Origin of the sequence: Microvirga sp. (assembly GCF_014699075.1) — a bacterium.
Classification (GTDB): Bacteria; Pseudomonadota; Alphaproteobacteria; order Rhizobiales; family Beijerinckiaceae; genus Microvirga.
Genome location: NZ_JACXAB010000049.1, coordinates 1 through 26783, shown reverse-complemented (window position 1 = coordinate 26783; position 26783 = coordinate 1). Strand labels below are relative to the sequence as shown.

Sequence of the window (26783 nt, the reverse complement as noted above, 5' to 3'; positions counted from 1 at the left end):
TTGTTTGAGCCGCGAGAATGTTGGAACTTCCTCAGGGCAGCCGGATATGCGTCCGTTTAACCGTCCGATGCTCTAGGCCTGATCGTGTTCGGCTGCTGGCGTCTCGTAGTCGCCATCGTCACGCCTGGAGCATCTCTCGAGAATCCTCTTCTTGGGACCGTTGGGTATGTGATCATCTCGATTGCTGTGTTCGACGTCGCGAAGTTCCTCATTGAGGAAGAGGTGCTGAACGGCCGTGAACGTCGCATCGCTTCGGAGGCACGCAGGAGCCTCACCAAATTCATCTCGACCATTGCCATTGCGATTTTTCTTGAAGCGCTTGTGACGGTATTCCGCGTTAGCGCAGCAGAAGTGACTCAGCTACTTTACCCGACACTACTGCTCGTGGCTGCAACACTCCTGATTGTCGGCCTCGGCCTGTATCAGCGACTTAGTGCGACAGTCGAGCGTCAAGTCGACGCCAATGACCGGTCGGCCGAGAATAAGCCCTAATGTCCAGCACTACCCGTCTCATCACACACTCAAACAGCGGCACTGGATGCCGAATTGGACTTGCTACTAGCTCGGATTGGGTCCCACTCACCAGCACCTTTGCATCTCGCCGCTGGCCACGCCGGTTGCGGTGGGATCCCAGCTGTCGGCTTCCTAAACTTCAGTACCGCCTCCTTAGGATAACTGGAGATGAATGCCTATGTACCGTGGCACCCTCCCCATGGATGCTCCCAGTATATGAAGGAAGGGACTCATCCGAAATCCTCCGCTCCTGCCTCGCTTGCAATACGTCAGTGCGCAATAGGGGCTGCAACGGCCCCAGAGGAGCTGGATCAGTCAATGATCGCCAATGTGCCACCGCAGGGTGAAGAGCTTGGACCGGGCCAATAGGAGTGGGAGACCAAATAACGCTTGTCCCAACGTCAGCAGAATGGTTCGGGGTGGGTAGCGGTGGATGCGGCAGCTTAAACCAGCGCGGCCTCTCAAAGCGCCGGTTCGTGTCGAACGGATCATTGCTCCATGGAAGGGTCAGGATCGAGACACCGCCTTCACCGGAAGATTGTTCGCTGACTGCACTGTGCCCATTCTCTGGTTCGCCTTGGCCTATGGCAGCGTTCGGAATGAACCCTATCAACGTAATTACAAGTAGAACGAAGGCCTCCAATCGCAAGAACCACGTGGGGGCACGATGAAGCCGTAGCCATAATAAAAGGCGCGGGCGGTCGGATGAGTTCATCTGGAGCCTCAAGCCCATGGTCGCGATTTTACACCGCGCGGTCTGCTCCGGCAATCGCCAGGGTGAACTGGCGTAAGTACATAGAGAGGCCACTTCGATGCCTACATGTTCGTAGAGGATCATCCATGCCAGACGCGCGCCTCACGGCTTTTGAATGGGCATGATCAGCGAGGCGGCCGTGCGCTTCTGAAACTTGGTCGCAAGAGCCTCCTACGAATTCGTAAGCAGGGGAATGCCTACAGCCATCATCCATGACCTCAATCACGCAAAGAATGTTGGTACGCTATCGCGCTTATCCGCTTTGGATCTCCGGGAACGCTGGACAGCCTGCACCGTTCGCTGCAAGTCTGTCGAAAGGAGTCGTCATGGAGAATCGAATTCTAAAGCCCGCTCTTGCAGCCATCATCTTGGTTGTACCGCTTGCTGCTTGCCAGACAGGTGCGGGCACAGGTGCCGCTGGAGGTGCAATCACAGGTGCAGTTCTGGGAGGCCCTGTGGGCGCCGTGGTTGGTGGAGTGGCAGGAGCCGCGGCTGGAGCAGCCCTGACTCCGGACGAGTCTGTAAGGGTCCGGCAGTATGTGGTCGCTCGGCGAGCTCCCTCTGTGCGGGTCCGAGAGAATGTTGCGGTGGGCTACCGTCTCCCGAGACGGGTCGCGTACCGCCCACTTCCGCCTGAGCTTGGCCTTCGCCGTGAATATGGCTACACCATCGTCAATGATCGACCAGTTCTGGTTGAGCCGCGCACGCGCGAAATAGTCTACATCTATGACTGACGAGCTATAAAACATAACATTGAGTTGCCTCGACAGCATGTCTGCGAGACGACTCAGTGTTATCGGCGCTCTCGAGGCGAGCAGTCCAGCGGCCCAGAACCATCTCGAATGTAAGTTGCGTTTCATGGAGGCCGCCCTTCACATGCCTTCCCAGTGCCCCTCATCCCAAGCGAGAGCGCTACTCCGGTGAAGGATGCCGGCCTCACAGACGTTCAACGTTCGCGCGGCGGATGATCCTCCTAAATTGAAAAGTCCAGACCTGCAATTACGGGCAAATGATCGGAGCGTACATGAATGTACCGAGGTGTGGCCAAACTCGCCACACCAATGCTCATGCAGCGATGTCGTTCGCCTCGGAGTCAGGCCTGCAAGTATCCTATAGCGACAGACCGCGACCCGAGATTTTTAACCCCGCCCGAAATTATTACCCGAACCAAGGCTGGAACCTAACCTTTGCCAAAGCAAGAATCCCGCAAGGTCGAGGCAGAGAGTCGCACCATGAGAGGACTAGCGACGAGTTCGGCTAGAGACTTTCACCAGGGTACAATCATAGTGCTCGGTCCGGATCTTACGCCTATCCGCCGAGGCCCTGATGCACTGCAGTAGCGTGGTGGGTATCCCCGATTTTGGCATAGGAGCCATCATTCTTTTGCTCGATCTTACCCGTTCGGTTGCGGGATCAAACCCCCATCGCTCTCGCCCTTCCGGCCACGGCCGGCAGTGGGGACGGCCGAACCGCGGGTCGGGGTCGCCGTGTCGCCGGAATCCCGCACCGGTGGCTGACCGTCGAGGAGGTTGCGGATCTCCTCGCCCGACAGGGTCTCGTATTCCAGGAGACCGCGGGCCAGCGCCTCAAGCTCATGCGCCTTCTCGGTGAGAATACGGCGGGCATCGTTGAGCCCGTCCTCAACCAGACGGCGGACCTCGGAGTCGATCTTCTGGGAGGTCGCCTCGGAGATGTTCTGCTGACGCCCCATGGACATGCCGAGGAACACCTCGTCCTGGTTCTCGCCATAGGCCACGGTGCCGAGCTCAGGCGAGAAGCCCCACTTGGTCACCATCATGCGGGCGAGGCGCGTGGCCTGCTCGATGTCCGACTGGGCCCCCGAGGTGACCTTCTCCTTGCCGAAGATCATCTCCTCGGCAATACGCCCGCCCATCATGATGGCCAGACGCGAGGTCATCTGCTCGTAGCTCATGGACAGCTTGTCCCGCTCAGGCAGCTGCATGACCATGCCGAGCGCACGGCCGCGCGGGATGATCGTGGCCTTGTGGACCGGATCGGTGGCCGGGACGTTGAGGGCAACCACGGCGTGGCCGGCCTCGTGATAGGCGGTCAGGCGCTTCTCGTCGTCGGTCATGACAAGCGTCCGGCGCTCGGCGCCCATCATCACCTTGTCCTTGGCGTCCTCGAACTCCTTCATGGTGACGATGCGCTTGCCGCGACGGGCCGCCAGAAGAGCCGCCTCGTTGACCAGGTTCATGAGATCCGCGCCCGAGAAGCCGGGGGTGCCGCGGGCGATCACCTTCAGGTCCACGTCGGGAGCGAGCGGCACCTTGCGCACATGGACGCGCAGGATCTTCTCGCGGCCGACCACGTCCGGGTTCGGAACCACGATCTGGCGGTCGAAGCGGCCCGGGCGCAGGAGCGCCGGATCGAGCACGTCGGGGCGGTTGGTGGCAGCGATGATGATCACGCCCTCGTTGGCCTCGAAGCCGTCCATCTCCACGAGGAGCTGGTTGAGGGTCTGCTCGCGCTCGTCGTTGCCGCCGCCGAGGCCGGCGCCGCGATGGCGGCCGACGGCGTCGATCTCGTCGATGAAGATGATGCAGGGAGCGTTCTTCTTGGCCTGCTCGAACATGTCGCGCACACGGGAGGCGCCGACGCCCACGAACATCTCGACGAAGTCGGAGCCGGAGATGGTGAAGAACGGCACGTTGGCCTCGCCGGCCACTGCACGAGCGGTGAGGGTCTTACCCGTACCCGGAGGGCCGACGAGCAGCACGCCGCGAGGGATGCGGCCGCCGAGGCGCTGGAACTTCTGCGGATCGCGCAGGAACTCCACGACCTCCTGCAGGTCTTCCTTGGCCTCGTCGATGCCCGCCACCTCGTCAAAGGTGACGCGGCCATGGGCCTCCGTCAGCAACTTCGCCTTGGACTTGCCGATGGACATCAGACCGCCTCCGCCCTGCTGGCTCATAGCCTTACGGGACATCCAGACGACAACGCCGATCATCAGGGCGAAAGGCAGCAGCGACAGCAGCAGACTGCCGAACAGGCCCGGCTGCGGCGGCGGCTCGGCCTTAATCACCACACCCTTCTGCTGCAGCTGGGCAATGAGGCCGGCACCTTGCGGAACGTAGGTGGAAACGCGGCCGCCTGTCGAGCGCTCGGCGATGACTTCCTGCCCCTGGATGGTGGCGGAGCGGATCTCGCCTTGCTCGACTGCCGTGATGAATGCCGAGTAGGGGAGCTGATCAAGTTGCGGTCCTGTCGTGCTCTGGAAATAGAACATCGACAGCAGGAACATGACCGCAGCGACTATCGCAAGATTGCGAAAATTGGGCGCGGTGTTGGGGTTGTTCATCGCTTTGCTTTCTGAACGGCAGAGTTCTGACCGAGATACGGGGGTGGCAGCCGGACCCTATGCTCTTCCCTAGCACCGTCATCTCTGGAAGCGGTTCGGGACTGGATGCACTCGATCCAGGTGATCACGCAGCAGCGCCACGTTGCGCAGGTTCGACCGGAAGAAGACGTCGCCGACCCAACCTACAACCGGAACCGCGCTGATAGCGAAGTCAATACCGACATTGCCAATCATGCGCAGGAGCGTCGATATCGGCACACCAAGGCGTCGCGCCTCCCAGATCAGATAGACCGACATGCCCTTGGAGGTCAGCGTACCAACGCCTGGGACGAGGTTCAGGAGGGCGTCGGCGCCGAAGTGGATTTCCGTCCTTGGCGCGCGGGTAGCGCTGTCGAGAAAGCGTGTAAGCTTATCAAGCCGTGCCCGCGTCTCGATGGCGCGGAAGGAGGTGCCGGCAAGTGGAAATGCACAAGACGTCACAATGGTCTCCCAAATGCGGAGCACGCTTGAAGCTTTTTCTCAGGTGAGAGAGCCCGACATTGCAGTCTGGGAAGACTGCCAGAGGGGCCCGGATCCCGATCATTCACATGTGGGTGTAGAATGGCTTCGGTTCAAGATCCTTTGTATCGACGCATCAATGCGCTTTGCATCTCTAGCCACCGCCAGCACTGCAATATTCGACATTCACTGTATCGCAGCTGGACAATCGCAGGGGCATAGTGGAAAGCATAGGATCACGCTACAGAGCTGCACCAAAGCGGCTCAACGGGACCAGTACCAGATTAGCACGGCTCTTAGAGCCATTGTATGGCATCCAATCGAGGCTCTCCGAAGTGCTAACCTCGCCGTGTTTTCTTGCACACCATGCTTGCGGGTCACCATAGTTAAAACCGGATTGAGGCGTCCGGGAACTTCCAGTTGAGGCGGGCACGCAAGGGTCGGCGACGACAAGCATTCATCTAAACTTGGTGCGGCATCGTACTCATAGTCGCTTAAAGCCCCCCATCTAGTTGAACCATGTCCTTCGTCGCGCACGTTTATACTGATCGGTGTAGCAGATAGCTGGGTGAGACACGAAGATAGTTGTGTCATGCAGAACTCACCTGAACGCCTGGAACTTTGAGGAACGACATGATGGCTGAAGCTCATGACCCGCGTGGCTCCAACACAATTGGCTCAACCTCCGAGTTGCATAGGAACACTACGCCCAAAGAGCGGCGGATATCGAACTGGGGCTTTGCGATCACGATGCTCGGAGCTATTGCCGGGATTGCCCTGATCGCTTGGATCCTGACGTAACATTCGTTTATCTTTTCTCGTCCACCGAGTCACTCCCGAACGAAGCATCCTCCTTGCCTCGGACGGAACGACGGCGACGCTCCGGCCTATAGGATTTCTTGGTATTGCTGCACTAATTCCAACAGAGCAGACCTCTGCTGCGTGGACCAACCGAACGAATTGCTTTGCACTGGACGAGCCATGGTGGGTAGCTTCGCCAGCTGTCGACAGCAGATCCGAAAGAACATAGCGCCTTGCAGTTAAAATAGGACGTTTACTCAAACCGCCGTCGATGGCCGACTTCTCTCCCCCGAGTGCAACCTGTATCTGATGGTAATTAGGCCACACAGCATGGCCGCAACCTGACTCTGCACGAGCGAGCGGTGGTCCGCTCGTGCGTAGCAGAGATTGAACTTACTTCGGTTGCTCCACTAGGAGCCCCCCGAGAGGGAAGCGAGGTCCGCCTGTACGCGCGGCTGAACAAGCGGCGCTTGAGGCAGCTCATGCTGAATTCCGGGCTCTGTGTCGAGGACGTCTACTATGATCCAGAGAGGGCGCAGACCTCCATTCAGATGATCGCCTCAGCAAGCAGCGTGCAGACTTTGATCTTTGTTTCTCTGGTTGATGAGACAACGTGTTCCGGAAAGCGGAGTTCGCCCGTTCTGGTTGATCCGGGCGTCAAGCTGGAACCCTGTGCTGTGTGATGGGGAACCGCTCTGTATGCAAGCACTTCCGCCACGACCATGGATCCGCCTTTGCTTCTGCCGGTAGCAAGCCACTTTGTAGCTCGTTAGTGGCGGCCAACGGACTCCGCCGAGGATCCGCAGGTTTGATCCGGGAGTTCACCAGAGCATTTAAGCATAATCTGGAGTGCTCGTGACATGAATGGCAGGACTCGTCTGACTTCGGACCTGATGGAGGAGCGATGGAATGCTCTCCGCGACCTTGAGGAATGGCTTCAAACGCCCATGATGTTCCTCAGCTTCATTTGGCTTCTTCTCGTGATCGTCGAATTGGTGTGGGGGACCGCACGCGTGCTGGAGGTCTTTGGCACGGCAATCTGGATCGCCTTCGTCGTGGAGTTCACCATCCGGTTAGCACTCGCTCCTGAAAAGGGGTACTTTCTGCGGCGCAACTGGGTGACCGTAATCGCCCTGGTGGTGCCAGCCTTCCGTCTCCTGCGGGGTCTCCGCTTCCTCAGACTCGCCCGAGCCGCGCGAGGCTTTCGGCTCGTTCGGATCGTCGGCACTGCAAACCGAGGCATGAACGCCCTGCGGACAAGCCTCAGCCGCCGCGGGTTAGGCTATGCGGTTGTGTTGACCTTGCTAATCACAGCTCTGGGTGCCGGCGGCATGCTGGCCTTCGAGCCCGCCTCGGAGGTGCCGGGCGGTTTCGCTGGTTACTGGGACGCATTGTGGTGGACCGGCATGCTGCTGACTACAATGGGAAGCGAGTACTGGCCCAAGAGCCTTGAGGGCCGCGTCCTTTGCTTTTTGCTGTCGCTATATGGCTTTGCCGTGTTCGGATACATCACAGCGAGCTTTGCCTCGTTCTTCGTCGAACGCGATGCTTCCTCGCCGGATGCGGGCACTGCGGGCAGCACCGATCTGGCTGCCCTGCGCGCGGAGATCGCGGCCCTGCGGGCGGATCTCGACACCAACAGGGCAGGTCGCTTATGACGGCAATTTAGGATGCACTAAGTCGTGGGGGGAGTAGCGAACTCGGGCTAGGTTGAGGAAATGGTACGCGTTGCGCTTGGGCTGGAGAGCAGCGATGTTGATGTCTTAGTGATGGGATTGAGCGTAGATCGGATTGAGCGCCGCCTTCGCCATTCTCGTCACAGTGTTCATCGTTAGGCTAGCCAAGAAGCGCTTCATAGGCTGTGCCACGCGTGCGACTTGCTCCTCAGCATCATGGTCGGATCAATTGTCAGCCGTGCCACAACCGGCAACGGCAGTGCTATCGGCTTGCACTGGCTGTTCTCAGGCATTGCCACTTTCTGCCATCGGTTCAAGACCTTGGTCCGAGACAAGTCCCGCGTCCTGATCCGCAAGGGCGACCTCGACATCCAGGTCATATGATGTGCTTACATAACGAAGCATGACCTCTGGGAGGACCTGCGGAGCTACGGTGTTTCGCGCCTGGGACAGGTGAAGGAAGCCCGCTTAGAGCACAGCGCCAATCTCAGAATGGGCAAGGCGTAAGCAGCGCTCAGGGTGGTGGAGGTAGCGGTGCACGGCCAAATCCAGGTAATCCGGCGTGAGATCAATGCCTGTCGGTGGGGATCGTCGAAAGGTTGGCATCCTGAGCTGCTCCGAGAGCAAAGTCGAAGCTCTCCCCGGCTGGGTGGCCGTGCGTCACAAACGGACCTTAGTACCATAAGCTCCCAATCGCAGTACAGCAGCGTACCAAATGCCCACAGCTCCCCGAAACGATCCGGCTGCGGCCGGCTTCTCACCATGTACGTATCGAAGGGAGCCCGCCCCCGCAAGGAGAGCTGTGGGACCTGTCACCGGGCAGGGGCCGGACCACTGCCTATAAAAGGAATAATTCATGCGTAAGACAGCCCTTGTGGCGATCCTCACGGCCGCCCTTATCCCAGCTGCCACCGTGTTAGCTCAGTCCCCCGGCGCCACCTCCCCGACCGTGCCAGGCAGCCCGGAAGTTGGCACTCCAGGTTCATCAGGATCGGCACAGCCATCCCCCACTCCCGTCCAACCGGCTGAGACAACCCGGCAGATCCAAGTTTCAAGCATCGTCGAGAAAGACTTGGTCGCAACCACTGGAACGGAGCTGGGCAGAATCGAACAGGTGGTCGAGAACAACTCCGACAAGGAACTGTACCTCGTCGTCAGCAGCGGAGGCGTCATGGGCTTCTTTGAGGATCAGGCCGTAATCCCGTTGGATGAGGTTGCCGTCCGGAACGACCAGATTGTCGCCCCTAATCTGACTGAGGAGACGCTCAAGTCGCTGCCGTCTTTCGAAGAAGCCGGGTACCAGGACGTCGCTACGGGCAAGTCGGTGACCATAGTAGAGATGAAGTGAATGTCTTGAGAGTGGCATCCAATCAGGATGCCACTGATCCTGTAACAATGCATGCCGAGAGAGAGGGACCGATGCTCGGAAGAAACACCCCTGTCATTGTTCTGGCCATTGGCCTCGTGCTACCAGGAGCGGCGCTTGCTGAAGCCCTCGCTTTCATCACGACAGACCTCAATATTCGAACCGGACCGGGCGCATCCTATCAGCGCTTCGGAACGATCCAGGAGGGCGACCGGGTGGTCGTCCACGGTTGTCTCACAGGGTACAACTGGTGCGATGTAAGCTGGTCTGGGGAGCGCGGGTGGGTCTCCGGAAACTATCTCGCTTATGCCGGCCAGCGCTATTCACGCCAACCGATCCCAAGCATTGGCGTCACGATCGGCGTTCCAGTGATCGGGTTCCGCCCGGACGTTTATCACCGACGCTACTACGTTGACCGGCCATGGTACCGTGGTCACTACCTCGATCGCCGCGATGTGAGAAGGGATCGCCGGGAATTACGCGATGCCCGTCGGGCAGTGAGGGAGGAGCAGCGGGATCTCTTCGACGCCCGCAGAGACTTGCGGCAGGAGCGCCGTACGGGCAGCGACACTAGCGCCGAACGTCGTCAGTTGGGGCAGGAGCGCCGTGACCTCCGCGAGGCCCGGCAGAACCTGCGGCGAGAGCGCAGGGACTAGTCCCTTCTCTGCAACGGCTCCGACTCCTGTCCGCCTGCGAGCATGGCGCTGTTCATCCTGTAAAAGGTTAGGAGACACTCAATTGCACCACACACCAGGGTGGCTCACAGGAGAGAGTCATGGCGACGACCTACACGAACCGATCATCCTCGGTGGACAGCAACACCAGTCGTGTGCTGGCGTGGTTCGACGAGCTCATACACACGTTCACCTCGCTTGAGCTCGTGTCCGCGATCATGTTCCACCGGTGGATTGGTGCTTGGATGACCGGGGATCCTGGAAGCGGCACTGATCGGACGAGGTATGGAGATTGCCTGGAAATTTGTGGAAGCCACCTTCCTCAACTTGACTTGGGTCGACAAACTGCCTGATCGCTTCATGGAAGGACTAGGGAAGAGATCGACGGCAGGATCGTCGGCTGGTAATCGACCAGCTAGGTGCCCAACAAAGATCCTAACCAGATGCCTGACCTGGACCCCACAATCTGTTCACACGCCCAACCGATAGTGAGACAAGTCTGTTGTGGCCTCTGCATCATGGGATCGCGGACACGCCGTGACTCGAGCACACGGGAAGGCATGATCATGATTGTTGAGCACAAACGTTGCGGTTTACGCAGCTACTCGCCGATACCTGCGTGCGGGCGGCGGTTGACCACTAGGTGGAGTGACGATCGTTATTGCCAAGCGCCCCGCGACCATGAGTGGCCCCGTGTATGTGCGGCTCGGAATTGCCGCGCGCTCAAGTTGGCCAGTGTGCTCTTTTCAAACACCCGCCGCAGCGCTGAACTCCTGACAGGCGTCGCTGATGATCTGCGTTGCCTCTGTCAATTCGTCCTCGCTCATATCGAAGCACCCGCAGCCGTCGACGGTCGATCCCTCCGGAGAGAAGATCTCAAGCCATAGCGGTGGGATCGTCAACGGGATACGTGCTCGCGACAGCTGAGTCAGACGCACCTCTAGCGGCCTCAAACCCGCCAGGGTCACAGTTCGCGAGCCATCGGTGGGATCGAGCCATGTGACCGCGAGTTGGTGGTAAGCCTTGATTAGCTCACCCTTGATCCAATCGTGGTCGGAGCCGGACCCAATCGAGCTCCGCGTCGACTCGTCTTGTGTGTGCATCACTGCTATCCTCCTCCTGTCAGGGAGTGGTTCCAGAACGGATGGTTCTTGCCGACCTGCTTGTCGCATTGGCATCAACGGCTAGACGAACCCAGGAAATGTCGCCGATCTGGTCGGGTGACTCGGCTCCGACACTGGCAAGCATGTGCCCGGCAAAGTCGGTTACAGACGCGAGAACGAGTCCACTACGTCGAATAGCCACAGCCCCCTTACGGCGCGTTGACTGGTAGATTACGATCATTTCATCTCCTCCCGATGGATGTGGTTAGCCGAAGTGCAATCACCTAGAGATGACAACCTGTGCCCTCGCCGCACCGGACCGGTGACAGGACCGGACATGGTCCGTACCCGTACTGCCCTCGAACAAGTTCGTTCAGTAGCTGAACCTGAAAAGATCTTTCCTGTTTGTGTGGAGCCCATTCCAATTGGCGGCATCCAAAGGCCGAAGCCCTCCTCTAGAGAGCAAAGCTACTTCTCGAGGCGCTCGGTTAAGGTGTGGCGCCCTGTTGCCCTTTTCCTACTCGTCGACATAGGCGGGTGCGTTACGGAGCTGATCTACCGGGAGTATCAACACCATCCGTTCCGGCACGATTGCCTTGCTAATCCTGTGCTCACTTCTTGTCCGGGCGGCGGCTGGTGTATCCGGCGGCAGGCCGGCACTCGGGATCGTGCCGGTCGTGGCCGTCATCTCGTACGGATCGAGGCGAATGGCCTGGGGAGGAATGGCGACCCGACGCTCGCCGATACCGAGAAACCCGCCCATCTCGATAACAAGAGCCTCAACCCGACCGTTCCGGTTGATGAGAACGTCGTCAACTTGGCCGACATCCTCCCCTCCAGGATTGTAAACCCTTTCGCCAAGGAGATCCGAAGCCCGCAAGACCCAAGGGTCACGCCGGGCGACGAATTGGATCGATCCGGGAGCATCAGCCGGTCCAGCGAATCCCGCGTCCGGTTCACTGGCGGCTGGAGGGGCCGGAGCCGCGAGCTGCAATCCTTGAGCGGTGGCATGGGAAGTAAGCAAGCTTGAAAGGAGAAGGACGTAAGCCAGATCGGCCCGCATGATAGACTCCTGAGTGGCGTGTGGATTCCTAGAGCTAACGGGCACGGGAAAAGTCGGTTCTGGGATACTGCCAGCCAACCCAAAGTCCACCGTCCTAATACTGTCCGCCGCCGTACATGAGCCATCCCGCGGGTCGTGGCAGCCGAGAGCTCCGTCCGGGATAGCCTGCTAGATCAGCAAAATCCTGATCAACCGCGTGCGGATGTCCGTATCCTTCGGCACGAACGATGAAGCCCAGGACGCTGAAGTTCCTCCTGCGGTTCTGGATAGAATTGACGTTGCCGGTTGCTATGACCGGAGTTTGGACAGTACATGTGAGACAGCGATCTGCCTCGTTTGCCGCAGCTCGGGTGACGGCACGATCCTATCGTCTAGGCATTTCTGCTTGGTCATTCGGACTTGGTTAGTCCATCATGTGGCGGATGGCATGCACGAGGTCGGCCGAGGATTGGTTGAGTACCCTCAAGCGATCGATTACCGCATCCAATCGCGCGATTTGCACGTCCTGTGGGTGGGTCGAGCCTTGGCGGAGCGCCCCACTGAGCCGGGTTATGTAACCGGACATAATTGCCTCCCTGATAGAAATCTCACGCTGTTTCCGCCTGCCGGATTTGTCAATCAGGCCTATTCCCGGCCTTGTTGCGCATAGTCGTCGATCGTACCGAGATCGTCTCGCGCAGGGGGATGATCTGGAACCACGGCATACTGGACGGACGAAAACCTTCATGAAAAAAAGGAAGACATACACACTATCTGGGCGATCTAGCCAGACGCGCCCGCATAACACAAGACTGCTTGAATTGCCGCGTTTGTCAGCCGCTGTGGGAAAGGAGCTTTATCTGCTGATTAGCAGTCCGGCTGGTCTAACGATCCTCAGCCTAACTTGGCTTTTCAGCAATCGGAGTCTTCAGGCTGATCATGGCAGTGTAAGGTCGGACTGCGGCCTATGGCTTCAGCCGAGGCGATCCAGCCGGGCGGTTATGATAACCGGAAGTGCTTAGTGTTGAGATGGCATCTAGGTCCGGAAGTTTCGCTCTTGGATTCGGCCAGTGTCTGCAAGCGTACTGAGTTCTCTCGCGCAATGGGAACGTTCTGAAGGGTGTCTTGCTCTTCACAACAGGGCACCATTTGGCTGGCTCGAAGATCGTTTCCTCCAGCGAGGCAACACTCGTGTGCAGAACCTATTATCCTCCACAGGTGAGCAAACAGTCAGACGCTTTGGGCAATCGCCCCACAACGGAGCCCAATGGGCGATATTGGAGAAGGAATCTCAGATGGGCATACACGGCTTGGCGCGATCGTTGACTATCATTGCACTCGGAGGAGGCTTTACGAGTTTTAGCCACGCTCAGACTGAGCTAGCACGCACAGAATGTGATCGGCTTATCAGCGCACTCGAAGGAATGGGGCCTGCTGAAGCGTATGAGGCGCTCCAGGAGATGCGTATCTATCGGCAGGGTAAGCGATACACAGCATGCGTCGACGCCGCACGCGCCTTGCAGGTCCGCTCCACATTGGACGAAAGGCTATCGGTCGCCCAGCTTGCAGAAATGGACGTTTTCAATGAGAAGGACGAGCAGGTTGGCGACGTCGATCGGCTAGCGCAGGGTCAGGATCAGCGCATCTATGTGCTCATGACGTACCGCGGTCCTCGTTGGCCTGCGAATAAGCAGGTTGCCGTCCCCCTCGACCATATGACGCTGAATCATGGCAAGCTACTGCTCCCGGGGGTTGGGGAGCAGGATCTTCTCGCGATGCCGGCAGTCCCTGCCGACGGCGGGATGTATCGATCCTTGCGGGCCACCGAGCTTGTTTCCGTTCGAAGCAGCGCCGCATCCCCGACCGGTACTGGGAACATCCGACGTCAGCCGTGATGGCGAGAAGGTTCGCGGCCGACTCGTCACGGGAGGAACGTCCATACATCGCCGACGGCAAGAGCACGCGGCGGAGTGGCCCGACAAACACAGGCAGCCCAGCCACTCGGCCAGGGCCAAGCGAGGCGATATACGATTTGGGCATCCGCGATGCTCAGCAAAGACTTTGATCCAAGATGGAGATTGAAGGCTTGATCGGCAGCATTCAGGGCTTCAGCCAGCACGGAAAGGTGGAAGGGCTGCGGCAGCCAAGCCTTGAGCAGCATGGGTACCCGCGACAAGCACCCCGTTTCGCGAGGGTAATGACGCCCAGCTAGCGCCCGACCAGCCCGTGATAATCCACATTGAGGACAATGACGACGAGCACCAACGTTGTCCACCGCAGTTAGGACATGTTGTCCAGGGATCGATTGACTAGGCTCATGAAGCCATCCTGACCGGGATTAGAGGGGGGAGCCGTCACCAGGCCAGCTGGAAGGACATGAGTGGCCCGGGGACCGCACCCAATCTCCGGACCCTTCATGCTCAGAGAACCTCGTCGTTGAAATTGTCGTAGGCGACCGTCGGGGCCGCCGCAAGCTCGGGGGTATCGTAGGGCAGGGCATAGTAGTCGAGCCTCGGGTACCAGCCATAGCCCCAGCCGTAGTAAGGATATCCGTAGAGGCCTGCACCGTAGGCGACATCCCGGTTCACCAAGGTGGCGAGGAGTTGCCCGTCGCGGCCGAACACAACGTCAGCGACGTAACCGAACCCGAGACCATTCCGCAGCCGAGCGTAGTCCCCGATCAGTTCGGTCACTCGCCACTCGCGCGGACCCGCGACAACCCAGTCCGGACCGTCAAAGAGTCCGAGATCCTCCGCACGCTCTTCGGTCAGCGAGACCTTGATCCCGTCCTGCGCTGCCGTCATGTCGACCTTGTTCCAGGGCACCCGGAACGCCGCGTCACTGATCCCGAGAAATCCGCCGCCCTTGATCACGATAGCGGTGATCTGACCGTCGGGACCGACCAGGATGTTTTCGACCTCGCCGAGTTGCTGGCCGTTGGCGCCATAGACGTCCTCGTCAAGCAATGCCGCGGCGCGCCAGCCCTTGTACAGGACATCCGCACCGGCGAGGTTGACCTTGTCGGCCGCATCTTTGGAGATGAGCGACATATGCTGCTGAGCTGTAGCCTTCTTTGCCTCCACGGCAGCCTTTGTTGCTGGCGCAGGCTTTGGCGCGCCTTGGGACTGCTGTGCATAGGCCGCAAAAGGCAGGATCAGCAGGGCCAAAGCCGTCGAGAGCTTGAGTGAGAGTTTGTGCATACTGAACCTCCGTCAAGTCGAGAACTTCGCAGCGGCTGCGATGATTTTCCTGTTGCACGACAAAGGGCTGCTTCCGTTTGGTAACAACGCATACAGCCACTGCTGACGGAACGTGTAGGTGCAGTAGATGCTCCACTGATTGCGGAGCGGAGATCCAAGTTCCCGGTACGCACACGTACATTGCAGGTCTCGCAGGTGCTCCCTTAGCGATTTAGAAGTGGCGTGCATCCTACTTTGACTCTCATGCTCTCTCGGATGCAGAGCCACATGGTTCGGCAGTGTACAGGCAAGCGCGGGGTCACCAGTGGCGGGTAGGAACAACTACCTTCGGCATCATGTTGGCTCCTCTGAGTAGAGGTGCGCTGAATCGAGCCCAGATCAGAGGCCCGCCGCATGACCGTAGATTTGGAGAGTGTCAGAGCTGAGGGAGCCAACCTATACATTCTTCGCTGCGGCATGCAGCCATGGCGAGTTGGGGCGTCTGTAAGCATTGCCGCAGGCATAACTGGACCCGTGGACGCGGCGTCTCCACATAAGGCGGCAATGTTCTTGGCTCGAAGCCCGACGTCCTCCATCACGAGATTAAGATCTAAATTGAAGAGGAGGTGCGCAGTATGCCGTATACACTTTCTCGATTGGCACCCGGAAGCTATGACGTGCTTCTGAACGGTATTGTTGTGGCTGGCGTAGTCCGCGACAACGATACCCGGGAGGCAGCATGGAGAGTGGAGTTGTTAACCGATCTGCCTCCTGGGGAGAGGCCCTATCCTTTTACGAAGCTGGAACATGTCTTCGGCACACTCGAAGCGGCTCGAAGGTGGCTAGGGAACCCTGAGATCTGCAAGTCGCGCAACCGAGGAAAGCTTAGGGGCATGCGTGGCCATCCCGAGCTTCATCCTTGAGTCAGGTTGCTCCCGGGTATCTCCGATAGCACGGTCTCTCCGCGCGGCGTCCTTCGAGGTAGAAAGACTGCAAGTTAGCTAGGCATCGAGACGGCGCGTAGGCCTCCATCATCGCCGTCGCTCTGTAGCACGTTTGCTCGGCTTACGCTGACCGGCGCAATGATGGCGGAGGAGAGAGCTTGAGTGCCGTCCAGACCTCGACCAGGGCCGCGGCCAGGGCGTCGATATGGGCGTTGGAGTGGAACGGCCCGGGGGTGATGCGCAGGCGCTCAGTGCCGCGGGGCACAGTGGGGTAGTTGATCGGCTGGATATAGATGCCGTGCTTCTCCAGCAGCCGGTCGGAGGCCGCCTTGCAGGCTTCCGCATCGCCCACCATCACCGGAACGATGTGCGTGGGCGTATCGAGGACCGGCAGGCCGGCGCCGCTCAGCACCGCCTTGGTGCGGGCGGCCTGGCGCTGCTGCTGCTGACGCTCCGAGGAGGAGGCCTTGAGATGCCGGATCGACGCCATGGCGGCGGCGGCCACGGCCGGGGGCAGGGCCGTGCTGAAGATGAAGCCGGGAGCAAAGCTGCGGACGGCATCCATCACCGCCTTGGTGCCGGTGAGATACCCGCCCATGACCCCGAAGGCCTTGGCCATGGTGCCCTCGATCACGTCGATCCGGTGCATGGCACCGTCGCGCTCGGCGATGCCGCCGCCGCGCGGCCCGTACATGCCCACCGCATGGACCTCGTCGATATAGGTCATGGCGCCGTAGCGCTCGGCGAGATCGCAGATGGCGTGGATCGGCGCCACATCGCCGTCCATGGAATAGACGCTCTCGAACACGATGAGCTTGGGCCGGTCGCCGGCCGCCTGAAGAAGCTCTTCCAGATGCGCGAGGTCGTTGTGGCGGAAGATCGCCTTGTCGCAGCCGGACTGACGCACACCCTCGATCATGGAGTTGTGGTTGAGGGCATCCGACAGGATCAGGCAGTTCGGGATCAGCCGGGCGAGCGTCGCGATGCCGGTTTGGTTCGACACGTAGCCCGAGGTGAAGACGAGCGCCGCTTCCTTACCGTGCAGTTCGGCGAGTTCCGCCTCCAGCTCGACGATGGTGTGGCTGTTGCCCGAGATGTTGCGCGTGCCGCCGGCACCGGTGCCGAGGCGCCAGGCCGTCTCCACCATGGCGCGGGTCACGTCCCTGTTCTGGCCCATGCCAAGATAGTCGTTGGAGCACCACACCGTGATGGGGCGCGGGCCCTCGGGGGAGTGCCAGATCGCCTGGGGATAGCGTCCGGCCAGGCGCTCGATGTCGGCAAAGACGCGGTAGCGGCGCTCCACGTGAAGACTATCCAATGCTTCAATGAAACATGTATGATAGAAGCGTGTGCTCTCATCAGGGAGGCGGGCTGCCATGTCGACCTCGGCACAATTAAGAAATAATGAGCGATTGGCGTTCTCGCTCCATCATGAATATTAAGCGGAGATTTGTAACAGCATGGTGCCTCGCGTATGAGCTGGTGTCCGAGAGAACTCCATCTGGAGGATCTAACTGAGCGTGTCGACATCCTAGTGTTCGTTTGCCTCAGCACGCGGAAAGAACAACGAACGAAGCGCAGGGTTCGAGGAAATTTGGTCTAAGGTACGCGCCCGTACCAAGCTAATGATATTGAACCCTTAGGATGGGCTAGTGTCGACGCTCTACGCCTGCCCACGCGCCCGGGTATCACGCGATCTACATGGAGTTGTTCCTGCCCGGTCTTGGCAACGGATCAGAGCGGGGCTGCCCGACGGAACGAGCCCCTCAACGATCCGTTGGCCGTTCGTTGTTACTGGGTGCCCGGCGGGGGCACGAAGGGCACATCATCCGGTGACGGATCCTTATGGTCGGCCGGGCTCCCATCCTCTGGAACGGGATCAAGCTCTGGAAGCTCGGGCAAAGGGCCAGGAACATCGAGTTCGTCTGACGCGGGAGCTTCCGGTTTTGGGGTTCCTGCCATGTTAAGCTCCCTTATTGACCTATCTCTTTGCAATCGACTACACAAGCGCCGGTTCCCCTAGACCTCGGGATTTTTGCAGCCTCATTCTTTCGTGATTGTTACTTCCACCTTAAGCCCAAATTCTCCAGATTGTAGCTTTGGAATCCCACCCGCATTTCGATTGGCAAAAACTCACGATCTCACGTAGCGACCAATCCGCATGATTGGTAAGCACATGACGATTAACCTCCGCGACATCCGGGTTGAGCGCTCAACAAGAGGGCAAAATCAATGGTGCCTCCTGGTCACATCTCCACGAAGAGAAGCGGGAAAGTTTTCGACCTCTATTCTGCCTCTGGGCAGTGCATGTGGGTAGGTTTCCTGCAGCCATGCGATCAGCTTCTCGCGGACCTCGCAGCGCAGGTCAAAGGCGGCCCCTGAGGATTCAGCGCTCATCAGCCCGCGCACTTCGACAGTTCCTTCCTTGGTGTCGGTCACTTGAAGGGCAGCAACGTTGCCATTCCAGAGCTTCGATTCCTTCAGCAGTTCAAAGAATCGGGCGCGCACTGCCGCGACGGGCGTGGCATAGTCCAGGTACCAGTGAACAGCTCCGATGATTGAGGTCGATTGCCGGGTCCAGTTCTGGAAGGGCTTTTCCATGAAGTAGGAAAGCGGGACAACCATGCGCCGCAAATCCCACAGCCTGATCACCACATAGGTGGTCTGGATCTCCTCGACGGTTCCGAACTCGCCCTCGACCAGTACCTCGTCGCCAAGCCGGACGGGCTGTGTGACCGCGAGCTGGACGCCTGCAATGAGGTTGGACAACACGGGCCGCGCTGCTAGACCGACCGCAAGCCCCGCGACGCCCGCCGAGGCGAAAAGGCTGACCCCGTACTGGCGCACGGCAGGGATCGTCATCAGGATGGCCGCCAACGTCAGAAAGCCAAGCCCGAAGACGACTGTTCTGCGCAGCAGGCGCACCTGGGTCAGGATCTTGCGGCTCAGCATACTGTCTTCGGAGCCCTTCAGCGCATGCCGCAGGTAATACTCCGACGCTGTGTTGACGATGGTGATGGCGCTCCAACCCAGGAACACGATGAAGCCGAAGAGCAAGCCCCACTCGACGAGGTCATGGCCTACCATCCGCTCAGGCAGTCCCTGCAAGGCAACCCCAAGGCCCACCACGAGCACCCCAAGCCTTGTCGGTGGGCCGATCCTCTTCAGCAACTTACTGCCGAATTCGGCAAGTCTTCCTCGCAGGGCTAGGCGCAAGGCGCTCAGAACTAGTGAATGAAGGAACAGCAACAGGAAGGTTAGCAATCCAAGGACTGCGAAGCCAGTCAGCCAGTCTGGCCACAAAGCCTGCCACTGCGCCAAGGCGCTGGATATCGTCACTGTGATGTCTTGCATGGGAGCGCAACGCGAGGCGATAGGCTGTGTTCCGACGAATGTGACCAGTTTATTCGGGGGCTGTAAAGATAAATAACCCCCTGTATCACACGACCTCGGTGGGATATCTTGAGGTCTGTGGCCTCAGACCGGAAAAGAGCCTGAGGGGTGCTCGCCTCAAGCTCTTTCCGTCAGCGGTCACTTTGGAGGTCAAGGAGTGGAAGGGGCCCACACCTTCAACATACGGTACCGAAACCGGGATCGAAGTCTAATCACAGATCAGCTACTACTTTGCTGATGGTATGGCCACCGGATGACAGCTCAGTTGATGAGGCTTACGAAATTGAATGGGCTAGAAGCGACTAACCATTGACTCTCTAATCTATCCCTGAGTCATTCCATCTCTGGTTAGACGCATCCATGCTGGCCTTCAATGAGATTGCCTGCTCACGGCTCTCAAGAATGTGTCGATCGCCCACCTCAAGGGTCATCGGCACAACTGAGAGAAGAGGACGGGTCTATTCGCCAACACAGGTTCGCTCGGTACCCCACAGTCCGGCGGCAATTCCACATATTACAGGTGAACCCCAAGTCGGTTCTGTTGAAATCTGGGTATCTTCTCAGAGACTTAAACCCTGTCATTTTTTGACCAAGTTCTTGCTCACCTTAGCCGAATCCCAACACGCCATCGCAGTCTTGGATGTCGAAAGGACCATCGTGATACGGACACACGAAGAAAGAAGAACTTCTACAAACCGCTTGATGTTAATCGGTGTTGCCACCGCTGCTCTCGCTGGATGGGGTGCCTATGCGTATTCAGCTCTCTCATCCACGCAACTCGAGCAGCAGCTGAGCGGACAAACGACCGCACTTCAGGATTATCAGGCGCAGTTTCTGTCGCAACGCAAGCGAGCGGACGATGGAGCGCGAGAGATCACGAAACTCCATGAGCAACTCGCGTCAGCAAGAAGCGAAGTCGAGCGTCTCACGCTAAGGCAGAAGGAGACTGAGGCGAGACTTACAACGGCACAGGAACAGCTAGTATCGCTCCAGAAGCTTCATGCACCTCCAGCCCTCGGGAATGCACCGGCCCTGCGCGGCATCACGCCAACGCCCGCGAAGCAGGATGTACTGGCCGCCCAGGAGGCTCTCACTCAGCTCGGGTTTGGGAACCTCGAAGCCGATGGTGTTATGGGACCTACCACACGGCAAGCTATTGAGGAGTTCCAGCGTGTCGTCGGATTCGCTGTCACTGGCGAACTCCATGGGCTGACGCTGCAAGCTCTCATGAGATCCGCGAAGGTCGTGGCGGCACAGAATGAGCGGACTGAGTAGCTCCCGCGGCCGGGAGTAGCCGCAGAGGCATGACAGGGGTTCTGAAAAGCTCTTGGGTGCGTGGCGCCGATGATGTGCTCACAGTTTCGTGAACCCACGGTAAACCCTTGCACGTTCTGCCCGAACCTTGATTGGCTGTGATTGCGAATGCGGCTGGCGGGACACGGTTAACTCTCAGGTAACCTCGCCTTGAAAGGTTGCGGGCTCCTCAACCCCCAAGGCGAGTATCCTGTAGATGAAGGTCTTAAGCGCGGCTTTCGCGATCGTCGTTCTGTCAACTACCTGTGCTCTTGCACAGGCACCGCGAGTGATCGCATCAAGGGACAGCTGGAGCGCCTGGAAGGTCTATGAGAACAAGTCGGCTATCTGCTATGTCTATTCCGATGCCTCATCGAAAAAGCCTGAGCACCTCGATCATGGGCGCGTGAGCCTGTTCGTCCGCCGGCTCAAGAGCGGCCAGGTTCGCACCGAGGCGAGTCTTCAGGTCGGCTATGAGTTCGCGCCAACGGCGATCCGCATCGCGGTAGACGGCAAACGCTTCACCATGATCCCGCGCGGCAACTATGCCTGGCTGCGTCGCACCGAGCGGGAGGCGGAGTTCGCTCGTGCCCTCGAGAAGGGACGCGTGGCGACCATCGAAGCAACCTCAAGGCGTGGCAACAAGACGAGCTACAGCTTCCCTCTCAAGGGCTTCACCGCGGTCATTAAAAAGGCCCGTCAGGGATGCCAGTGAGCATGTTCGCTGCTGGATTGCGGATCGCGCCGATCATTCTCTTCTGCTTGTGGGGCGCTGCGGTTCAGGATGCCTATGCCGGAGGCGGCGGTGCCGCCCAACCGATGCTTCCGCGCTTTGCATTGCTCAAACGGGAGGAGACGAATGTGCGGGTTGGGCCCGGAACGCAATATCCGATCCGCTGTCGTTGCACGGCTTCAGCCACGGGTTCTCGTGCGTGTGAAGCGCTGTGAGCGTACGTGGTGTGCGGTGGATGTACCGGAGTACGACCTGCAGGGCTACGTCCGGCAGGTAAAGCTCTGGGGTGTCTACCCGGATGAGCCTGTCGGACGCGCCCGTCGACAATTGTTCAATCCCATAAAGAGGACCGAATGACTTCGCCAGCATGATCTACGCTCCGCAATAGGTGACGCTTCGACTGCATCCCGACGATAATCCCGTCCCTGTCCACCACCACTGAGGATCAGGGACTATCCAACCCTCTAAACATCCTGAGAGGAGCTGCTGACGCCAGACGATCTGAAGCCCCATTCTGCGAACCGTCTCGCATTGCCTATCGTATTGGCTCTCATCGCCGTTGTCGGATGGGGGCTGCTATTCCAGTCGCAGCGCTCGGCGGCCGAATTCGAACGAACCACCCGTTGATCCGCAGGTCTTGGCCCAGCAGCAGAAGAAGATGTAGGAGGAGCTTCAGAAGCGGTCAGAGGAACTCCGCAAGCGCCTGAGCAGTCAGTCAAACAATCCAGCCTCAAATCGGGCCGCGATCGCCGCAGCTCCGCCGAGGAACTGAAGCGTTCTGGTGTGCACTAAGGTAGCATTGAGTCAGCGTCATGCAATCCGACAGAAGAGGTCCAGCCTTACCTCACACGGAACCGATGAAGCCAATGCAGCCAAGGTTTTTCTGTCTGGGAAACGGGAAGCGTCAAGAGAACGGCACCTTCATCGGTTTTGCGGATATGAAGTGTACGCGTGTGAAACCTCTCAAGCCCGGGTCGATGGCCAATCGACAGCACAGACGTGCTCGCAAGCTCCTGCTCGAAGATCGACAACATCGAGGCTTGGTTGTCGTCGTCAAGGGCCGACGTAGCCTCATCCATGAATACCCACTTGGGTTGGTGGAGAAGAACGCGCGCGAACGCCACACGCTGCTGCTGGCCGAGCGACAGTGACCGATCCCAGCGCTCGGCACGATCGAGCGATTTGGCAAAGTCCTGCAGATGAACCCGAGTTAATGCCGCTTTGACCGCAGTATCATCGAACGAACCCGGACTTGCCGGATAGCATATAGCCGATCGAAGGCTGCCGAGCGGTAGATAGGGACGTTGCGGCAGAAACATCATGTCATGGCCGGACGGGGTGCGAATAACCCCCGCTCCCCAGGGCCACAGCCCAGCAATGGCCCGAAACAAGGTGCTTTTGCCTGAGCCCGAAGCCCCGACGATCAGAACCCGCTCACCTGTCCGGACCTCAGCCGTGGCCTCCTCAATGAGAATGCTTCCATCGTTGAGGGCAATCGACAAGTTTTCGAAACTGAGCCATCCCTTCGGGTGGCTGTGGAGCTTAATGCGTCGGCTCCCAGCCGCGACGTGATCCAGATCGAGGGCCGCCTGTCGGAACCCTGCTATCCGCAGTACGGCTGAGCGCCAATCAGCGATCTTTGGGAAATTATCGACGAAGTACCGCAAGGCGGCCTGAACCTGATTGAAGGCACCTACGACCATCATCATCTCGCCGAACGAGAGCCGCCCAGTGAAGTAACCTGGTGCTGCAGCAAGAATTGGCACCACGATCGCAAGCCAGCCATAGCCCGACGTGATCCAAGTCAAGCGGGCCAAGGCGCCCGAGAGGCGCCGCGTCGACAGCAGGACGGCGTCGAGGAAGCTGTTGAGATTGCGGCGCTCGTCTGGTTCACCCGAATAAAGAGCGACGCTTTCGGCGCTTTCACTCACGCGGACGATCGCAAAGCGCAGGTCGGCCTCGCGGGCATATCGTTCGGTATTCAAACGGATGAGCGGTCGCCCTACGAGCCAGGTCAGTCCTGACCCGATGCCGGCATAAGCGACTGCGACCCACACCATGTAGCCCGGGATCACGATCTCCCGCCCTTCAAATTCGAAGCTGGCATAGGACGAAAGGGTCCACAGCACGCCAATGAAGCTGACGAGCAGAAGGAGAGCCTGCAGCATGCCGATACCAAGCTCGGTCGTGAACTCCGAAAATAAGCGGCAGTCTTCCTGAAGGCGTTGATCGGCTTGGGATCCAGACGGACCAACATGACTGAGTTGATAGGCTCGAGCGGGCTGAAGCCACACATCGAATAGGGTATGGGTCAGCCGCTCTCTTAGGCGTATTTTGAGCCGCTCCTGGAGCCAGGTTTGAGCGACGACGAGCGTTAGCAGGACGGCAATGATGATGAGAAAGACGACGAGTTGGTTGAGAAACGCGACAGAATTTCGCTTCTCGACCGCATCGAAGAAGGCGCCGTTCCATTGGTTCAACCGCACCTGCCCGAACATATTGCCGACCAACACCACGACAATGGCAAGAAACAGTCGGATGACCGGCCAACCTGCTCGACCTTGCAACAGTTCGCGGAAGAGACGATACAGATCGCCGACGATACTGCTAGGCCCGGGCGGCTTGTTAGCCTCTGCGCTTAGAACATGCTGCGTAGCCTGCTCGACAGCCTCCGCGGCCTCGACGGGCTGACTGAGGTCGGCTTCCTGCTCAACTCCGGTTGTCGCGGCCGGAAGAGGGCTGTGGCGGCCAGACAGGCCCTTGGATTCATGCTTTTGACGTGGCACGGTGCGCGGCTCGCTCCTGTCGCTGAAGCCTGCTTGCGCAGGCTCGATCCTGTGGGCGCTTACGAACGCAAGGGTTGTCGGCGACCTGGCAAAGATCCAACCTTGCCGCCCATGTGAGCTTTTTCAAGATGACGGTGAGTCTCCGGATGACAAACGATTGTGCTCATAGGACCTGAGATCATCGTGCTGACGTTGGTCGCAACATCATATCACTGACCCTTGTACAAAGAGAAACGATGCTTTTCCTTTACCTGCCTCAGCCGCCACATCGACCCGTCCGGAGATCGGATCTGCTGGTTCCATGAGAGGTCACTTCGCACATTGTCTCCTTCGACAGCAAAGGGCATTATGCCGCGACGTCGAATGTGGAGAAGAGTGGATGTGTAAGCCTCATGTGGGTGCCTTGCTTGTAGCCGCGATGTTAATGGCGGGTCCTGCATCTGCGCAGACTTCCAAATCACAGTCGACATCAGCGGAGAGTGGCACTGCTAATGCGGGCTCAGCAGCTAAAAGCTCTGTCTTCCTTGAGATGCGCCAGCCGGATCAGTTTCGCTCAACCAATCTGCGCGGAACGCGTGTGTACGGGGCCAACAACGAGAACATCGGCGAGATCAATGATGTTCTCATCAATCGCAGTGGTCAGGTAGCTGCGGTGATTATTGGTGTCGGTGGCTTTTTGGGGATTGGTGAGAAGGATGTCGCCGTTCCCATGTCCATGCTGCTGTTCCAGCCCGGAGCGGTTGAAGCGAATTCCCCAACAACTCCTCCGACTGGCTCGATGGTCAGCCCACCTTCACCAGCCCCCGACGCTCAATCTGGAACGACGACAGTCCCAACTTCTGCTGCAACCGGCGCAGCTGCGCGGCATGACACCGGCATTCCGGATCGCCTCATTCTGAAGATGACCAAAGAGCAACTTCAGAATGCCCCAGCTTTCAAGGACAACATCGGTGACAGTGCTCCTAGTCCAGGGGAACCAAGTAGGGCTATGCCGAGCACGCCGCCGGTGCAAAAGCCCTAAGCAGGGTTAGATTGGGGTGGATCTGTAACGAGCTTGATTAACCAGCAGCGAGGGCTTTTGAACGAGTTCGCTGGAGGGGTATGTTCCTGACAAGGCAGCGTATGAACGGCTGCCTTGGGCAGACTTGCACAACGCCGCATGGATAACCCAGCTGCCACCTCCCAGGTGACGTTAAGCAGCCAGAGCACACGCACCACAAAATATTGTAAGCAATAAATTCAAACCTGTGAGGCCCAGGTAAGTGCTAATGCGGAGACGAACAATCCAGTGTAAAGAACTATCAGGCTGCGCTCCCAAACGATTCGTTTATTTGGTTGCATCAATTGGCTCCAAACTTAGAAATCTACACTGACCAAGATGGTCGCTGCTGCTTGATTGTACGTTACCAGGTGCCGATAACGGTTGCGTTGCAAAATTCGCCTCTTGATCGCCCGATGGTCCTGCTCAATGCGAATGTTGAGGTAGACGCTTTGCCGGATGCAAATGGGTTTCAGACGGTGACTCGATCTGTCTTGAAGCCAATCTGCCATATCGCAGGACCGGATCGCCTCACGGTTCGTCTGGTTGCCATCGATCACAATCCGCTCGGGTCGGCCATGACGCTTGAGAGCCTTGCGCAGAAAGCGTTTGGCAGCGGTGAGGTTGCGCCGTTCGCTGAACCAGAACTCAACGGTGTCCCCATTGCTGTCGATAACCCGGTAAAGGTACATCCAACGCCTTTGACTTTGATGTACGTTTCGTCGATGTGCCACTTGCGGGTGACAATTCTCTTGCGAGCATTGAAGCGCTTCAGAAGTTCAGGTGAGTAGCGGACAACCCATCTATGAATGGTCGCGTGATCGACTGAGATGCCGCGCTCAGCCATCATTTCCTCTAAATTCCGGAGGCTAAGATTGTAGGCCAGATACCACCGCACGCAGAGCAAGATCACGGATCGATCAAAATGCCTGCCCTTGAACACTGCTATCTCCGCTACTGTGACCAAGGTCTCAGTAGATGAAACTCTGAAACAAAGTGTTTGCGACAGAACCCAACGCCGTGCCCGCACTTTCGATCAAGGGTGATTGGAGTTGTGGTTGCGAGACAGTTACTGCACTGGGCGCTCATATCCCCCAAAGCAGATCAAGGCGGTGCATCCGCGCCCTGTCTGCTGTGGAGGGGAGGGCTGATCCGAAACCGAGCGGATCAGCCCGACCATCGTCGCGGCAACATAGTTAACGGACTGCTAACACGCATCCACACTGCCTCCCTGTGTCATACTTCAATTTATTAACGGTCTGGTAACCACCTCGGGCGCCGAATGAGGATGCTTACGAGAGGTAAGGCTGGCACTGCTCCAGTACCTTTCGGCGTCATCGCGTATTTCTGCATCTCGACCTCGCTTGTGCCTGCGTGGGTGCCGTGCCTCCTCACGGCTTCTCTGGAGAAATGCCAGCGATGAAGAAGCCAAGGCCAAAGCATACAAGGTCGAAGACAAAGATCAGACAGGGCAGGGTGCTGGTGGTGACCTCCGGCAAAGGCGGTGTCGGCAAGACCACCTCGACAGCGGCACTAGGCGCGGCACTGGCCCAGAGCGGGCAGAAGGTGGTTGTGGTCGACTTTGACGTCGGCTTGCGCAATCTGGACCTGGTCATGGGCGCCGAGCGGCGCGTGGTGTTTGATTTGATCAACGTCATCAAAGGCGA

General features: G+C 58.6%; 22 protein-coding genes and 1 pseudogene. 13 read left to right on the top strand and 10 right to left on the bottom strand.

Annotation, left to right across the window (positions count from 1 at the left end):
* Nucleotides 1-168 precede the first annotated feature (168 nt).
* The gene (locus tag IC232_RS27165; protein WP_190848079.1) at nucleotides 169-492 is read left to right on the top strand and encodes a hypothetical protein; all 324 of its coding nucleotides are present in this window, start codon (nucleotides 169-171) and stop codon (nucleotides 490-492) included.
* Nucleotides 493-1479: 987 nt separating this feature from the next.
* Entirely contained in the window at nucleotides 1480-2001 is a 522-nt protein-coding gene (locus IC232_RS27160) for a DUF1236 domain-containing protein (protein ID WP_312895244.1), read from the top strand.
* A gap of 659 nt (nucleotides 2002-2660) precedes the next feature.
* Here IC232_RS27160 and ftsH read toward each other — a convergent pair.
* On the bottom strand, nucleotides 2661-4589 hold the full coding sequence (ftsH, locus tag IC232_RS27155; RefSeq protein WP_190848077.1) for an ATP-dependent zinc metalloprotease FtsH: 1929 nt from the start codon (nucleotides 4587-4589) through the stop codon (nucleotides 2661-2663).
* Between the two features lie 78 nt (nucleotides 4590-4667).
* Nucleotides 4668-5069 (bottom strand): DUF4112 domain-containing protein, encoded by a 402-nt coding sequence (locus tag IC232_RS27150; protein WP_190848076.1) that lies wholly within the window; start codon nucleotides 5067-5069, stop codon nucleotides 4668-4670.
* A gap of 1679 nt (nucleotides 5070-6748) precedes the next feature.
* Here IC232_RS27150 and IC232_RS27145 point away from each other — a divergent pair.
* From IC232_RS27145 to IC232_RS27125, 5 genes are all read left to right on the top strand, one after another.
* Nucleotides 6749-7546: a potassium channel family protein gene (locus IC232_RS27145; protein WP_190848075.1), complete on the top strand. Its 798-nt coding sequence runs from the start codon at nucleotides 6749-6751 to the stop codon at nucleotides 7544-7546.
* A 219-nt stretch (nucleotides 7547-7765) separates the two neighbouring features.
* Entirely contained in the window at nucleotides 7766-7948 is a 183-nt protein-coding gene (locus IC232_RS27140; protein ID WP_190848074.1) for a hypothetical protein, read from the top strand.
* A 472-nt stretch (nucleotides 7949-8420) separates the two neighbouring features.
* On the top strand, nucleotides 8421-8912 hold the full coding sequence (locus IC232_RS27135; protein WP_190848073.1) for a PRC-barrel domain-containing protein: 492 nt from the start codon (nucleotides 8421-8423) through the stop codon (nucleotides 8910-8912).
* Nucleotides 8913-8983: 71 nt separating this feature from the next.
* Nucleotides 8984-9586 (top strand): SH3 domain-containing protein, encoded by a 603-nt coding sequence (locus IC232_RS27130; protein ID WP_190848072.1) that lies wholly within the window; start codon nucleotides 8984-8986, stop codon nucleotides 9584-9586.
* Between the two features lie 119 nt (nucleotides 9587-9705).
* Nucleotides 9706-9957 carry a hypothetical protein gene (locus tag IC232_RS27125; protein ID WP_190848071.1) on the top strand — a complete coding sequence of 84 codons (252 nt, stop codon included), beginning with the start codon at nucleotides 9706-9708 and terminating at the stop codon, nucleotides 9955-9957.
* Between the two features lie 393 nt (nucleotides 9958-10350).
* Here the strand turns inward: IC232_RS27125 and IC232_RS27120 are convergent, their stop codons facing one another.
* From IC232_RS27120 to IC232_RS27110, 3 genes are all read right to left on the bottom strand, one after another.
* Complete coding sequence (locus tag IC232_RS27120; RefSeq protein WP_190848070.1) at nucleotides 10351-10710, bottom strand: hypothetical protein; 360 nt, start codon at nucleotides 10708-10710, stop codon at nucleotides 10351-10353.
* Between the two features lie 514 nt (nucleotides 10711-11224).
* A complete protein-coding gene (locus IC232_RS27115) occupies nucleotides 11225-11770 on the bottom strand; it encodes a PRC-barrel domain-containing protein (RefSeq protein WP_190848069.1) in 546 nt (181 codons plus the stop codon).
* A gap of 403 nt (nucleotides 11771-12173) precedes the next feature.
* Entirely contained in the window at nucleotides 12174-12335 is a 162-nt protein-coding gene (locus tag IC232_RS27110) for a hypothetical protein (RefSeq protein WP_190848068.1), read from the bottom strand.
* Nucleotides 12336-13209: 874 nt separating this feature from the next.
* Between IC232_RS27110 and IC232_RS27105 the strand changes: the two genes are divergently transcribed.
* Nucleotides 13210-13644, top strand: a complete 435-nt coding sequence (locus IC232_RS27105; RefSeq protein WP_190848067.1) for a hypothetical protein — start codon at nucleotides 13210-13212, stop codon at nucleotides 13642-13644.
* A 525-nt stretch (nucleotides 13645-14169) separates the two neighbouring features.
* Here IC232_RS27105 and IC232_RS27100 read toward each other — a convergent pair.
* From IC232_RS27100 to IC232_RS27090, 3 genes are all read right to left on the bottom strand, one after another.
* Complete coding sequence (locus tag IC232_RS27100; RefSeq protein ID WP_190848066.1) at nucleotides 14170-14949, bottom strand: PRC-barrel domain-containing protein; 780 nt, start codon at nucleotides 14947-14949, stop codon at nucleotides 14170-14172.
* 1044 nt (nucleotides 14950-15993) lie between these two features.
* The gene (hemA, locus tag IC232_RS27095; RefSeq protein ID WP_190848065.1) at nucleotides 15994-17250 is read right to left on the bottom strand and encodes a 5-aminolevulinate synthase; all 1257 of its coding nucleotides are present in this window, start codon (nucleotides 17248-17250) and stop codon (nucleotides 15994-15996) included.
* A gap of 851 nt (nucleotides 17251-18101) precedes the next feature.
* On the bottom strand, nucleotides 18102-19043 hold the full coding sequence (locus IC232_RS27090) for a mechanosensitive ion channel family protein (protein ID WP_246812440.1): 942 nt from the start codon (nucleotides 19041-19043) through the stop codon (nucleotides 18102-18104).
* Nucleotides 19044-19967: 924 nt separating this feature from the next.
* Here IC232_RS27090 and IC232_RS27085 point away from each other — a divergent pair.
* The 3 genes from IC232_RS27085 to IC232_RS27075 all read left to right on the top strand — a co-directional run bounded on the left by IC232_RS27085 (nucleotide 19968) and on the right by IC232_RS27075 (nucleotide 21648).
* Nucleotides 19968-20540, top strand: a complete 573-nt coding sequence (locus tag IC232_RS27085; RefSeq protein ID WP_190848063.1) for a peptidoglycan-binding domain-containing protein — start codon at nucleotides 19968-19970, stop codon at nucleotides 20538-20540.
* Between the two features lie 307 nt (nucleotides 20541-20847).
* A complete protein-coding gene (locus tag IC232_RS27080) occupies nucleotides 20848-21273 on the top strand; it encodes an invasion associated locus B family protein (RefSeq protein ID WP_190848062.1) in 426 nt (141 codons plus the stop codon).
* A 69-nt stretch (nucleotides 21274-21342) separates the two neighbouring features.
* Nucleotides 21343-21648, top strand: coding sequence for an SH3 domain-containing protein (locus IC232_RS27075; RefSeq protein WP_190848061.1), 306 nt, complete (start codon nucleotides 21343-21345; stop codon nucleotides 21646-21648).
* Between the two features lie 482 nt (nucleotides 21649-22130).
* Here the strand turns inward: IC232_RS27075 and IC232_RS27070 are convergent, their stop codons facing one another.
* On the bottom strand, nucleotides 22131-24077 hold the full coding sequence (locus tag IC232_RS27070; protein WP_190848060.1) for an ABC transporter ATP-binding protein/permease: 1947 nt from the start codon (nucleotides 24075-24077) through the stop codon (nucleotides 22131-22133).
* A 379-nt stretch (nucleotides 24078-24456) separates the two neighbouring features.
* Here IC232_RS27070 and IC232_RS27065 point away from each other — a divergent pair, with 379 nt between their 5' ends.
* On the top strand, nucleotides 24457-25098 hold the full coding sequence (locus IC232_RS27065; protein ID WP_190848059.1) for a PRC-barrel domain-containing protein: 642 nt from the start codon (nucleotides 24457-24459) through the stop codon (nucleotides 25096-25098).
* Between the two features lie 413 nt (nucleotides 25099-25511).
* Here the strand turns inward: IC232_RS27065 and IC232_RS27060 are convergent.
* A pseudogene (locus tag IC232_RS27060) lies at nucleotides 25512-26059 on the bottom strand (IS6 family transposase); the annotation flags it as partial.
* A gap of 476 nt (nucleotides 26060-26535) precedes the next feature.
* Here IC232_RS27060 and IC232_RS27055 point away from each other — a divergent pair.
* A partial coding sequence (locus IC232_RS27055) for a P-loop NTPase (protein ID WP_190848058.1) occupies nucleotides 26536-26783 on the top strand: 248 nt, incomplete at its 3' end.